The 12200-nt window shown below is 71.5% G+C and carries 9 protein-coding genes and 1 other RNA gene; 9 read left to right on the forward strand and 1 reads right to left on the reverse strand.

Annotated features, from left to right (window positions below):
- Positions 1-17 precede the first annotated feature (17 nt).
- The 3 genes from smpB to ssrA all read left to right on the forward strand — a co-directional run bounded on the left by smpB (position 18) and on the right by ssrA (position 3055).
- Complete coding sequence (smpB, locus tag FHU36_RS36215; RefSeq protein ID WP_185088546.1) at positions 18-485, forward strand: SsrA-binding protein SmpB; 468 nt, start codon at positions 18-20, stop codon at positions 483-485.
- A complete protein-coding gene (locus FHU36_RS36220) occupies positions 482-2350 on the forward strand; it encodes a penicillin-binding transpeptidase domain-containing protein (protein ID WP_185088547.1) in 1869 nt (622 codons plus the stop codon). Before smpB ends, FHU36_RS36220 begins: the two co-directional genes overlap by 4 nt.
- Before the next feature lie 321 nt (positions 2351-2671).
- Positions 2672-3055: a transfer-messenger RNA gene (gene ssrA / locus FHU36_RS36225) on the forward strand.
- A gap of 172 nt (positions 3056-3227) precedes the next feature.
- Here the strand turns inward: ssrA and FHU36_RS36230 are convergent.
- Positions 3228-4226, reverse strand: coding sequence for a LacI family DNA-binding transcriptional regulator (locus FHU36_RS36230; protein WP_185088548.1), 999 nt, complete (start codon positions 4224-4226; stop codon positions 3228-3230).
- Between the two features lie 119 nt (positions 4227-4345).
- On the opposite strand from FHU36_RS36230, the gene FHU36_RS36235 reads away from it, so the two are divergent.
- From FHU36_RS36235 to FHU36_RS36260, 6 genes are all read left to right on the forward strand, one after another.
- Positions 4346-6112 carry a glycoside hydrolase family 13 protein gene (locus FHU36_RS36235; protein WP_185088549.1) on the forward strand — a complete coding sequence of 589 codons (1767 nt, stop codon included), beginning with the start codon at positions 4346-4348 and terminating at the stop codon, positions 6110-6112.
- Positions 6109-7476, forward strand: coding sequence for an alpha/beta hydrolase (locus tag FHU36_RS36240; protein WP_185088550.1), 1368 nt, complete (start codon positions 6109-6111; stop codon positions 7474-7476). The genes FHU36_RS36235 and FHU36_RS36240 overlap by 4 nt, the downstream gene beginning before the upstream one ends.
- 11 nt (positions 7477-7487) lie before the next feature.
- The gene (locus FHU36_RS36245; protein ID WP_185088551.1) at positions 7488-8684 is read left to right on the forward strand and encodes a sugar ABC transporter substrate-binding protein; all 1197 of its coding nucleotides are present in this window, start codon (positions 7488-7490) and stop codon (positions 8682-8684) included.
- Between the two features lie 3 nt (positions 8685-8687).
- Positions 8688-10148, forward strand: coding sequence for an ABC transporter permease subunit (locus FHU36_RS36250; RefSeq protein ID WP_185088552.1), 1461 nt, complete (start codon positions 8688-8690; stop codon positions 10146-10148).
- A gap of 1 nt (position 10149) precedes the next feature.
- On the forward strand, positions 10150-11001 hold the full coding sequence (locus FHU36_RS36255) for a sugar ABC transporter permease (RefSeq protein WP_185088553.1): 852 nt from the start codon (positions 10150-10152) through the stop codon (positions 10999-11001).
- Positions 11002-11192: 191 nt separating this feature from the next.
- Positions 11193-12200 carry a hypothetical protein gene (locus FHU36_RS36260; RefSeq protein WP_185088554.1) on the forward strand — a complete coding sequence of 336 codons (1008 nt, stop codon included), beginning with the start codon at positions 11193-11195 and terminating at the stop codon, positions 12198-12200.

A 12200-nucleotide genomic window follows, 5' to 3' on the forward strand; every position in this document is an offset into this window, starting at 1 on the left:
GCCGGTAAGGTCGAGGCATGCCACGTGAGACGGGGCGGAAAGTCATCGCCCAGAACAAGCGTGCTCGGCACGACTACCACGTCGAGGACACCTTCGAGGCCGGCCTGGTGCTGCAGGGCACCGAGGTCAAGTCCCTGCGGGAGGGGCGCGCCTCGCTCGCCGACGGCTACGCCACGATCGACGGTGGCGAAGCGTGGCTGTTCAACGTGCACATCCCCGAATACACCCAGGGGACGTGGACCAACCACGCCGCCCGCCGCAAGCGCAAGCTGCTGCTGCACCGCAAGGAGATCGACAAGCTCGCCGCCAAGACCAAGGAGGGCGGGCTGACGATCGTGCCGTTGCAGCTCTACTTCAAGGACGGCCGGGCCAAGGTCGAGATCGCCGTCGCCCGGGGCAAGAAGGACTGGGACAAGCGCCAGTCGCTGGCGGAGCAGCAGGCCAAACGGGAGATGGCCCGGGTGCTGCGGCACCGCAGCCGATGAGCCGCCTGCGCCGCACCCTGACCGCCACGATGACGCTGGCGGTCGCGTGCACGACGCTGACCGGGTGCTTCGACGAGTCCTCGCCGCACGACGCCGTCCGCGACTTCCTCGTGGGCTGGCAGTCGGGCGACTACCCGACGGCCGCCGCCCGCACCGACGGTGACCAGGCGGCCGTGCGCAAGGCGCTGTCCGACGTCAAGCTGCAGCTCGACGCCGCCTCGTTCCGCTTCCGGATCAAGAGCATCGCCCTGGACGGCGACGTCTCGCGGGCCGAGTTCAGCGCCGAGGTCGACCTGGGGGAGAACAACCCGCTCTGGGTGTACGACGGGACGCTGCCGCTGCACCTGGTCGACGGGCTGTGGAAGGTGCGCTGGTCGCCGTCCGTGCTGCACCCGCAGCTCAAGGACGGCCAGCGGTTCGCGGTGGACCTCGACCCCAACCCCCGCCAGCCGGTGGTCGACCGCTCCGGGGAGCCGTTGCAGAGCGACCAGGTGCTCTACGTCGCGGGGGTCGTCCCGTCCCAGCTGGGCGCGCAGGCGGAGGAGGTCGTCAAGCGGCTGTCGACGGTCACCGGGTTCGCCCACGACCGGCTGTTGAGCCGCATCATGTCGTCGCCGCCGGGCGAGTTCGTGCCGCTGGCCACGTTCGGCCGCCAGCGCTACCTGCTGACGAAGCCGAAGCTCGACGCGATCCCGCAGATCTCCATCCAGGAGCAGCCGCAGCCCTTCGCGCCCGAGGCGCCCAAGGACCTCGTCGGCAGGGTCAGTGCGCTCACCCCGGAGACCGAGCAGAAGCTCGGCGGCCCGCAGCGGGCCGGCGACTCGGTCGGGCAGAGCGGTCTGCAGCGGGCCTACCAGGACTACCTGACCGGCTCCACGCAGACCAGGGTGGTCATCCTCGACCAGTCCGGCAGGGAGGTGGCGCGGCTGAAGGAGTGGCCGGGCCGCAAGAACCAGTCGGTCAAGACCACGATCGACCGGGCGGTCCAGGCGGCTGCGGAGACCGCGCTGACCGGCACGGCGACGAGCGCCCTCGTCGCCGTCGACAAGACGACGGGCGAGATCCGCGCGGTCGCCACCAAGGGCCTCAACCAGGAGAAGGACGCGCTGGCCGGCAAGTTCCCGGCCGGCACCGCCTTCTCCATCGTGGCGGCCGACGCGCTGGTCAAGGCGGGGGTCCGCACCGATCTGAGGCTGTCGTGCCCGGCCGAGCGCACGGTGGGCGGCGCGAGGTTCGTGGAGGCCGGCCAGGTGGCGGGTCAGGTGGGCGGGGTGTCTCCGACGTTCAAGGACAACTTCGCCAAGGGCTGCGTGACCGCGCTGGCCTCGCTCGCCCGCCGCGTCGACGCGGCGGCGCTGGAGCGCAGCGCCAAGCAGTTCGGCATCGGCCAGCCGTGGCGGCTGCCGCTGCGCTCCTCCAGCGGCTCGCTGCCCGAGCTGCGCAGCGACGCCGACAAGGCCAGGGCGATCGCCGGCCAGAACGTCCAGGTCAGCCCGCTGGCCATGGCGCTGGTCGCGGCGGCCGCCGGCTCGGGCACCTGGCGCCCGCCCGTGCTGGTCACCAACCCCACGAGCCCCGGGCCGACGACCGAGACCGTCGCCGCCCCGGCGGTGCAGCCGGTGCCCGTCGACCCGGCGGTCCGCACGGCGCTGACCGCGATGATGCGCGCCGGCGCCACCGGCACCCCCGCCCAGGCGGGCCGTGGCCGCGTGTACGGGGTGATCGCGCCGGCCGGCGACGAGGGCAGCAGGCAACGGTGGTTCGTCGGCTGGCAGGGTGACCTGGCGGTCGCCGTGCTGGCCCGTAGCTACGACCCGGCGGCGGTCGCGGGGAGTTTCTTCTCGGCCGTGCGCTCCGGCTCGTGAAGGGCGCACCGAGCCCGTTCTGACACAGCGTGAAATATTCGTGACACCGAGCAACCATCCGGACCTCCGGGGGCGTCTTACTGAGTGACCGGGTCCGCTCGGGGGGTTGCGGCCCCGGTCGCCGCGATGAGACCAGGACTTCATCTCGGGGGAAGTCCTGCCGTCGGACCGGCTCGACCCTGCCGGTCGGCCCCCGGGGACGTGTGCGAACAGCCGCGTTCCCGGGGGTTTCGTCATGGGGGAATCTGGTTGGCGCCGCAGGCGTTATAAGCTGTACAGTCTTGTTGCTCGGCTCTTCGGGGTCGTGTTGACAACTGCACAGGGGGTGACTGGTTTCGACTTTGACCTTGCAAGTCAGGTGAAGCGGGCCGAGGACTGCGGACATAACCTCGTTAATCCTGTGACCGCGAACAATAAGTGCCAATAAGAAGCACTCTGAGGTAAGCCAGGGTTCCCTGGCTCTCGCTGCCTAAGTAGCGAAGCCTCTGTCAGCCCGAGAGCGCCTTCGGCTCGGTGTCTGGCATCGTTAGAAGGCTCAACCGATCGACCCGGCCACGGGGATGATCGGGAAACCAAACAGTGGCTGAGCCCGTCGGCGACTCGCCTGCGTGATCGCCGGGGCTGAGAAAAGCACAGCAGGCTGCGCCCGGAGAAGCCCTGTCTTGGGGTTGAAGGACGCGGGTTCGATTCCCGCCACCTCCACCCACGTGGCGTTACTCGAACACGGCTCTGCCAGAGCGGTGGCGAGAAGCGCTGAGGTGCCAGTAGCAGCGGCGGTGTCCATCAGGACACCGCCGTTTTCGCGTGTTCGGGCCCTGTGGACGTGCAGCGGTGGTGCCATGGGACCGGTCAGCATACCTCCACCTCGCCCTGCGCCTCACAGGTCGCGGGCTCTGCCCGTCGAGGATCTGACCACCAGGCGGGGCGCGAACACGTGGTCCACGTGCGGGGCGTGATAGCCCTGGAGCGACTGCCACATCGCCGTCGCCACCGCGGCCGCCATCGCCTCAACCGGCTGCTGCACGGTCGTCAGCGCCGGGTCGCCGTGCACGGCCAGGTAGGAGTCGTCGTACCCGACGACCGACACCTTGCCCGGCACCTGCAGCCCGGCCTCGCGGGCGGCCGCGACCGCGCCCAGCGCCATCAGGTCGCTCCCCGCGATCACCGCCGTCGCCCCGGCCGCCAGCAGCCGCCGGGCGGCTGCGTTGCCGCCGGTCAGCGAGTAGTCCGACTCGACGTACAGCGCGTCGTCCACCGATCCGAACGAGCGCCGCATCTCCCGCCGCCAGCCTGTCAGCCGGTTCTGTGAGGGCCGCAGGTAGCCCTGCCCGCCCGCCAGCCCGATCCGCTCGTGGCCGAGCTCGCGCAGGTGCGCCACCGCCATCGCCGCGCCCGCCGCCTCGTCGGTGGTGACCGTGGAGACCGGCAGGTCCGCCACCTGGCCGCCGACCAGCACCATGGGGATGCGCTGCTGGTGGAGCTGCCAGTAGAAGCCGTGGTCGGCGGCCGGGTTGGCGTGCCGTCCCGAGACGAGGACCAGGCCCTGGATGCCCCGCCGCACCAGGGCGGAGATGTAGTCCAGCTCGGTCGGACCCTTGGCGGTGGAGCTGCCGATCAGCGCGGTGACGCCGTGGCCGCCGAGCTTGGCCTCGATGGCGCCCGCCAGCAGCGGGAAGACCGGATTGTCCAGCTCGGGGACGATGATGCCGACGAACGGCTCGGCGGCGGGGGCGATCAGGCCGTGTTCCCGCATGCCCCGCAGGACCTTGGCCCGCAGCTCCTCCGACACGCCCGGCCGGCCGTTGAGCACCCTGCTGACCGTCGCGGCGCTCACTCCCAGGCGGGTGGCGATCGTCCGCACGGATGGTCGAGACATGGGGGACCCTTCGAGAATCCGATGAAACATGTTGCGAAGTGTTGCGGCACCGTTTCCGCAGCTCCTAGGCTCGCGACACATCTGACCAGGTGAACAGCGTATTTCGGAGCAGTAACAGCATGCGGCATCGAAGAACACTCTGCAACACCAGGGCGCACCACGACGGGTCGCCGCTGTATGTCGGCGATCCGTCGCCGTCGCTCGGCGACCGCGTCCAGGTGTTCCTGCGCACCTCGCTCGACCTGGACGTGCGGCAGGTCCACGTGCGCACCACGCCGGACGGCGAGCCCAGGTTCGCCGAGGCGACGGCCGACCGGGTCACCGGTTCCGAGACCTGGTGGCGCGCCACGGTCGAGATGGTGAACCCGGAGTGCGGCTACCGCTTCCTGCTGCGGACCGCGAGCGGCCCGCTGTGGCTGACCGCCGCCGGGCTGTCGCCGCTGGACGTGCCGGACACCACCGACTTCCTGCTGACCGCCAACCCGCCCCCGCCCGCGTGGGCCGCCGACTCGGTGATCTACCAGATCTTCCCCGACCGGTTCGCCCGTTCAGGAAGGGACCACGGGCCCGACCCCGCGTGGGTACGGCGGGCGGACTGGGACGACCCGATCCCCTGGGGCAGGGACGGCGCGTTGCAGCAGATCTACGGCGGCGACCTGTGGGGCGTGGCCGACCGCCTCGACCACATCGCCGACCTGGGCGCGAACCTGCTGTATCTGACGCCGTTCTTCCCCGCCCGTTCCAACCACCGCTACGACGCGACCACCTTCGACAGGGTGGACCCGCTGCTCGGCGGCGACGAGGCGCTACGCGCGCTGACCGCCGCGGCCCACGCCCGGGGCATGCGCGTCATCGGCGACATCACGCTCAACCACTCGGGCGACGGCCACGAGTGGTTCGCCGAGGGCAGCGCCGTGCGCGAGGACTTCTACTACGTGGACGGTCCCGACTACGCCACCTTCGCCGGGGTCAGGACGTTGCCCAAGTTCGACCACCGCTCCGCCGAACTGCGCCGCCGCCTCTACGACGGGCCGGGCTCGGTGATCGCCCGCTACCTGGACGAGTTCGGCCTCGACGGCTGGCGGGTGGACGTCGCCCAGTCGGCGGGCCGCCACGGCGGGGTCGAGCTGAACGACCAGGTCGCCAGGCTGACGCGGGCCACGGTGGGCGATGCGCTGCTGCTGGCGGAGCACCAGTTCGACGCCTCCGGCGTGCTGCGCGGCACTGGTTGGCACGGCACGATGTCCTACGCCGGTTTCGCCCGGCCCGTCTGGTCGTGGCTGGCGCGGGAACGCTCCACGGAGTTCTGGGGCGTGCCCGGCCCGATCCCGCAGTACGGCGGCGCGGACGTGGCCGAGGTGATGCGCCGCTACGCCGCGCTCGTCCCGTGGCGGGCCCACACCCACAACCTGACGCTGCTCGACTCGCACGACACGGCCAGGTTCCGCTCGATCGCCGGGCGCGAGCACCAGCACCTGGGCGCCGCGCTGCTGCTCACGCTGCCGGGCCTGCCGATGATCTTCGCCGGTGACGAGGTCGGCGTCGAGGGAGTGCACCTGGAGGACGGCCGCCGTCCCTTCCCCTGGGACACCGCCCGCTGGGACCAGGGCACCTACCGGCTCTACCGCGACCTGGTAGCGCTGCGCCGCTCGCACGAGGCCCTGCGCACGGGCGGCCTGCGCTGGCTGCACGCCGACGCCGACACCCTCGTCTACGAGCGGGCCGCGCCGGGGCAGACACTGCTCGTCCAGGTCAGCAGGGCCGCGCACGAACCGTTCCGCGCCCCCGCCGCCGGGGTCAGCCTCACCGGCGGCCCCGACCTGCGGCCGGGATCGCCCATGCCCGCCGACGGGCCCGCCTTCCACGTCTGGGAGCTCGAAGCGTGATCGACATCCTGCGCGGCGTCCGCTCCGCCGCCCTCGGCAACGCGCGTGACGTCTTCGTCTACCTGCCGCCCCGCTACGACGCCACGCACGGCCCCTACCCGGTGGTGTACCTGCACGACGGGCAGCACGCGTTCGCGGCGGCCGGGCTGGAGCCGAGCTGGCGCCTGGACGAGACGCTGGACGCGCTGATCACCGCCGGGACGCTGCCGCCGCTGGTCGCGGTCGGGGTCTCCAACGCGGGCGACGCTCGCGGCGCGGAATACTCCCACGTCGCGCCCTACCCCCGTGACCCGCGCGCCAGGCTCGCCGGGGAGTCCTACGAGGACTTCCTGATCGAGGAGCTGATGCCGCTGATCCGCTCGCGATACGCGGTGACCGGCGCGGCCGGGCGCACGGCGGTCATGGGCTCGTCGATGGGCGGCCTGGTCAGCTACCACCTGGCCTTCCGGCGGCCCGAGGTGTTCGGGCTGGTGGCGATCATGTCGCCGTTCCTGGTGTTCGTCGATCCGCAGACGCTGGAGGAGACGCCCGTCTACCGGCGTTTCGCCGAGCGGGGGCCGCGCCGGGTGTGGCTGGACATCGGCGGGATGGAGGGCCTCATCACCGTCCACCACGCCAGGGAGCTGGCCGAGCAGCTTGTCGGACTCGGCTACACCCCGGACGCCGAGCTGCGCTACCGGCACGAGCCGGCGGCCCCGCACCACGAGAGCGCGTGGGCGACCCGGGCGGCCAGCGCGCTGCTGCACCTGTTCGGGACGGAGGGGCCGCCGGTCGAGCTGCCCGACGCCGCCCCCGACGCCGCCACCGCCGATGCCACCGCCGACGCCGAAGTGGTCGCCGTCGGCCAGGCCGTGGACGTCGCGCCGCTCGCGCTGCGGGCCGACGGCTGCGCGTACTCCGCGCTCGGCGCGAGCCTCGCCTGGGACCCCGAACCCCTGCTCAAGCCGGTGGGCACCGCCCTGCTCACCCCCACCGCGCCGGGTCTCGCGCGGGTACGCGCCACAGCGGGCGGCCTGACCGTCGAACGCGAGCTGTCCGTCGTGGCCGGCGAGCCCACCGCGACGCTCGACGTCACGGTCGTCACCCCGCCCGGCACCCCCGAAGGCGACACCGTCTACTTCTCCGGCCTGGTCACCACCAGGATCGCGCCCGGTGTGCACCACGGCGTCTGGCGGCTGCCCCGGGGGCTCGGGCTCAACGGTTCGGTCGGCAGGGGCTGGCGCTGCGACGGGCTGGACTCCGACGGCCTGCCCGTCGGCGAACCGCTCAGGCACGACCGCGACCGCCGCCTCGTCGTCCACGTCCACGGCTGGAGCGACCCCCGCGCCCAGCACGACCCGCACCAAGGCACCGACGGCTCATGAGGAGCACCCACATGCGCACGACCATCCTGGCCGTGACCGGCCTGGCCCTGCTGGCCGCCGGTTGCGCCGCCGCCACCCCCGCCCCCGCCGCGAAGGCCGCGGCCGTCCTCACCGTCTGGGCCGACGACAGCCGCGCCAGACCGCTGCGGGACCTGGCCACGGCCTTCCAGAAGTCCAGAGGCGTCCAGGTCAAGATCGTGCAGAAGAGCATGGGCGGCCTCCGCGACGACTTCATCTCCCAGGCGCCCACCGGCCAGGGCCCGGATCTGATCGCCGGGCCGCACGACTGGCTCGGCAAGCTCGTCCAGAACGGCGTCGTCGCCCCGATCGACCTCGGCGCCACCGCCTCGGCCTTCCCGAAGCTCGCGCTCGACGCCATGCGCTACGAAGGCCAGACGTACGGCCTGCCGTACGCGATCGAGAGCGTGGCGCTGCTGCGGAACACCAAGCTCGCGCCGCAACGGCCGAAGACGTTCGGCGAGCTGGTCGCCACCGGCCAGAAGCTGGTCCGCGACGGCAAGGCGGACTTCCCCGTGGGGCTGCCCGTCGACCCCAAGGCGGGCTCGCCCTACCACCTCTACCCGCTGCAGACCTCCTTCGGCTCCAGCGTGTTCGAGGGCGACAAGCTGGCGATCGACGACAGGGGCGGGCTGGCGTTCGCCGCCTACCTGCGCGGGCTGGCCAGAGCCAAGGTGATCTCCACATCGCTGAGCGGCGAGATCGCCACCGACGCCTTCCGCGAGGGCCGCACCCCGTACCTGGTCACCGGGCCGTGGGACGCGCCCGCGCTGGCCAGGTCCGGCCTGGCCTTCTCCGTCGAGCCGGTGCCCCCGGCGGGCGATCGGCCCGCCCGGCCGTTCGTCGGCGTGCAGGGCTTCTACGTCAGCGCCAAGTCGGCCAACCCGATCGTGGCCAACGACTTCCTGCTCAACTTCCTGGCCACCCCCGACGCGCAGCGCCGGCTGTACGCGGCGGGCGGCCGGCCGCCCGCCCTGAGTGCCGTACGCGAGGAGCTGCGCGGCGACCTGGTGCTGACCGGGTTCGCCAAGGCCGCGCTGGCCGGGAGCCCCGCGCCCAACGTGCCCGCGATGGACGCGGTCTGGGGCGACTGGGGCCTGTCGCAACTGGCGATCATCACCGGAGACGGCGATCCGGCGAAGCTGACCAGGGACGCCGCCGACCGCATCCGAGCGAAGATCGCGAACTGACCGATGACCAGGTACGTGAAGCCGCTCGTGCTGGGCGTGGTGGACGCGTTCGCGGTCTACGGGCTGGTGGCGCTCGCCGGTCAGCGCTCGTGGTGGGCGTTCGCCGCGATGCTGGCGGGCACGCTCGCGATCAACGTCATCTACCTCGGCAGACGGCGCGTCCCCGCGAAGTACCTCGCGCCGGGCGTGGTCCTGCTGCTCCTCTACCAGGTGTACGTCGTCCTCTACACCGGCTACGCGGCCTTCACCAACTACGGCGACGGCCACAACGGCACCAGGCAGGACGCGGTGGCCGCGATCCTGGCGGCCAGCGAGGTCAGGGTGCCGGGGTCGCCCGTCCAGCCGGTCCGGGTCGTCGAGCGGGGCGGCGAGCTGGGATTCCTGGTGGGCGGCAGGGTCGGCTCCGCCACGCGGCCGCTGATCCCGGGGGCGGAGCCGGGCGGGTGGCGGCCGCTGCCGTACGCCGAGATCGTGGCACGGCAGGCGGAGATCACCGCGCTGCGCGTGCCGGTGCCGGGTCAGGGCAGCCTGCGCACCTCGGACGCCGTGACGGTGGCGACGTACCACTCGACGCTGCGCTACGACGAACGCGCGGGCACCGTTACCGACCCCGGCACCGGAACCGTCTATCGTGACGACGGCCACGGCCGGTTCGCGGCGCCCGACGGGAGGGCGCTCAGCCCCGGCTGGAAGGTGTTCGTCGGGCTGGAGAACTTCCGCACGGTCCTCACCGATCCCGGAATCAGAGGCCCGTTCCTCGGCGTGCTCGGCTGGACGTTCGCCTTCGCCGGGCTGTCGGTCGGGCTGATGTTCGCCCTCGGGCTCGGCCTCGCGCTGGTGCTGGACCGGCCGGGGCTGCGCGGGCACCGGGCCTACCGCTCGCTGATCGTGCTTCCCTACGCCTTCCCCGCCTTCATGGCGGCCATCCTCTGGCAGGGGCTGCTCAACTCCGACCACGGCTTCGTCAACGCCGTGCTGCTCGGCGGCGGGCACGTGCCGTGGCTCACCGACCCCTGGCTGGCCAAGCTCAGCGTGCTCGCCGTCAACGTCTGGATCGGCTTCCCCTACATGTTCCTCATCTGCACCGGCGCGCTGAAGGCCATCCCGCCCGCGCTCACCGAGGCCGCGCAACTCGACGGCGCGAACCCCTGGCGGGTGCTGCGCCACGTCAAGTTGCCGATGCTGCTGGCCGCGACCGCGCCCGTGCTCGTGGCCACCTTCGCCTTCACCTTCAACAACTTCAACGTGATCTACATGCTCACCGGCGGCGGACCCAGGGACGCCTCCTCGCCCGTCGACGTCGGCTCCACCGACCTGCTCATCTCGCTGGTCTACAAGCTCGCCTTCGGCGGCAGCGCCAGGAACTACGGTCTGGCCTGCGCGGTGTCCATCCTCATCTTCGCCGTCATCGCGGCGGTCTCGCTCGCCGGGTTCCGCAGGGCGCGCAGGCTGGAGGCGAGCTGACATGGGCCGCTGGTTCCTCAGGTACGGGTGGCGCCACGCCGTCGGCGTGGCGGCGGTCGCCGTGGCGCTGTTCCCGCTGCTGTTCGTGCTCGCCGCCTCGACCAACCCGAGCGGCACGCTGACCGGCTCGAACGACCTGTTCGCCGAGCCGACCCCGGCGCACTACCTGGCGCTGTTCACCGATCCGCTGCACCCCTTCCCGAGCTGGTTCGCCAACTCCATGGTCATCGGCCTGACGACGGCCGCCGGGTCGGTCTTCCTCGGCGCGTGCGCCGCCTACGCCTTCTCCAGGTTCACCTTCACGGGACGCAGGGCCGGGCTGCTCGTGCTGGTCTTCGTCCAGCTCTTCCCGCAGCTCCTGGCCTACGTCGCGATCTTCCTGCTGCTGTCGGCGCTCAGGGACGTCTTCCCCGCCATCGGCCTCGGCAGCAGGCTCGGCCTGGTCATGGTGTACCTGGGCGGGGCGCTGGGCGTGAACACGTACCTGATGAAGGGCTTCTTCGACACCGTGCCGAGGGAGCTGGACGAGTCCGCCCAGATCGACGGCGCCTCGCACGCCCAGGTGTTCTTCCGCGTGCTGCTGCCGCTGGTCGCCCCGATCCTGGTGGTCGTCGGGCTGTTCGCCTTCGTGGCGACGCTCAACGACTTCGTGATCGCCGGGCTGGTCCTGACCGACCCCGACCAGCAGACGCTCGCCGTCGGCCTCTACCAGCTCGTCTCCGACAAGCTCGGCCAGAACTGGGGGCTGTTCGCCGCCGGCGCGCTGGTCGGGGCACTGCCTGTGCTCGTGCTGTTCCAGTTCCTGCAGCGGTTTGTCGTCGGCGGCCTGACCAGTGGCGCGGTCAAGGGCTGAGGCCCGTGCGGGCGAGGCGGTGATTGTCGGGGTTGACGGGGCCGTTCAGGATGAGGCCGTTGGCCGGCAGCGTGGCGGCCGACCCGGTGTTCAGCCGTTTCCGTGTGCCGGCGGTTTCGTTCCGTGATCTTGCAGATGGTCACGCCGTGGTGTAAGCCTGGTGCGGCTGTCCCTCGCACCAGGAGGCCCTCATGGCCGAGCCCGCCCCGATCACGACCACGGACCTGTGGGATCTGAATGCCGATCCGGAGCGACTGGAGAAACTGGCCGAGACGTGGCGCAGCCTCGGCACCAAGGTGACCTCCGCCGAGGGCCTGATCAACGACGCCGCGCAGCAGGTGTTCGCCAAGGAGTACTGGACGGGCGACACCGCCACGTCGTTCAACGGCTACCGCAAGAAGTTCACCGCCGACGTGGAGCTGTTCGGCAAGTGGGCCGCCAACGTCGCCGACGTGCTCACCTACACCGCCACCGTGCTGCGCGTGCAGCAGGGGCTCCTCAACGAGGAGCGCAAGCGGCTCAACGGGGTGCCCGCGAGCAGCGACTACACCGGCCTGACCTTCCGCCCCCGCGACGCCGAGCAGTCGAAGCTGGTCACCGGCGCGATCACCACGGCGAAGGAGATCCGCAGGCGGGTGGACGAGGTGCTGGCGGAGAAGAAGCGCGACATGAAGTTCTACGAGAACCAGTTCGAGCTCATCAGCAAGGAATGGAAGCCGCGCACGGTACGCCTGCTCAACCTCAACATCGGCCAGGGCGCCGGCAACTCTCCCGGTGACTCCAGCGGCACCGACTCCGAGGACATCTCCAAGATCGCCCAGGTGATCGCCGGCCAGGACACGGACATCGCCACCGTCCAGGAGGTGTTCCAGCACGACATCGCCGACCTGGAGGAGGAGCTCGAGAACCGCACCGGCGACAACTGGGACGTCAAGTTCGAGGAGGCGAGCTCGAAGTACCACGCGAACGACGACTGGCCGATCATCGGCGACATCGTCAACGCGCCGTTCGGCAACGCCGTGCTCGTCCGCGAGGGCGACGTCATCGAGGGCACTGGAGACAGCGAACGGGTGAAGCTGGACGTCGAAGGCGGCAGCATCACGCTGCCGTCCAACGAGCCGGGCAAGGGCGACACCCGGATCGACGACGGCGAGGGCCGGTCAGCGGCCAAGACGGAGGTCCAGATCAAGCCGCGGTGA

It is taken from the genome of Nonomuraea muscovyensis (genome assembly GCF_014207745.1).
GTDB lineage: Bacteria > Actinomycetota > Actinomycetes > Streptosporangiales > Streptosporangiaceae > Nonomuraea > Nonomuraea muscovyensis.

Excerpts from the sequence above, each read along its gene's own strand:
- smpB (WP_185088546.1), top strand. The coding sequence starts at position 18 with ATGCCACGTGAGACGGGGCGGAAAGTCATCGCCCAGAACAAGCGTGCT.
- FHU36_RS36220 (WP_185088547.1), top strand. The coding sequence starts at position 482 with ATGAGCCGCCTGCGCCGCACCCTGACCGCCACGATGACGCTGGCGGTC.
- FHU36_RS36230 (WP_185088548.1), bottom strand. The coding sequence starts at position 4,226 with ATGTCTCGACCATCCGTGCGGACGATCGCCACCCGCCTGGGAGTGAGC.
- FHU36_RS36235 (WP_185088549.1), top strand. The coding sequence starts at position 4,346 with ATGCGGCATCGAAGAACACTCTGCAACACCAGGGCGCACCACGACGGG.
- FHU36_RS36245 (WP_185088551.1), top strand. The coding sequence starts at position 7,488 with ATGCGCACGACCATCCTGGCCGTGACCGGCCTGGCCCTGCTGGCCGCC.
- FHU36_RS36250 (WP_185088552.1), top strand. The coding sequence starts at position 8,688 with ATGACCAGGTACGTGAAGCCGCTCGTGCTGGGCGTGGTGGACGCGTTC.
- FHU36_RS36255 (WP_185088553.1), top strand. The coding sequence starts at position 10,150 with ATGGGCCGCTGGTTCCTCAGGTACGGGTGGCGCCACGCCGTCGGCGTG.
- FHU36_RS36260 (WP_185088554.1), top strand. The coding sequence starts at position 11,193 with ATGGCCGAGCCCGCCCCGATCACGACCACGGACCTGTGGGATCTGAAT.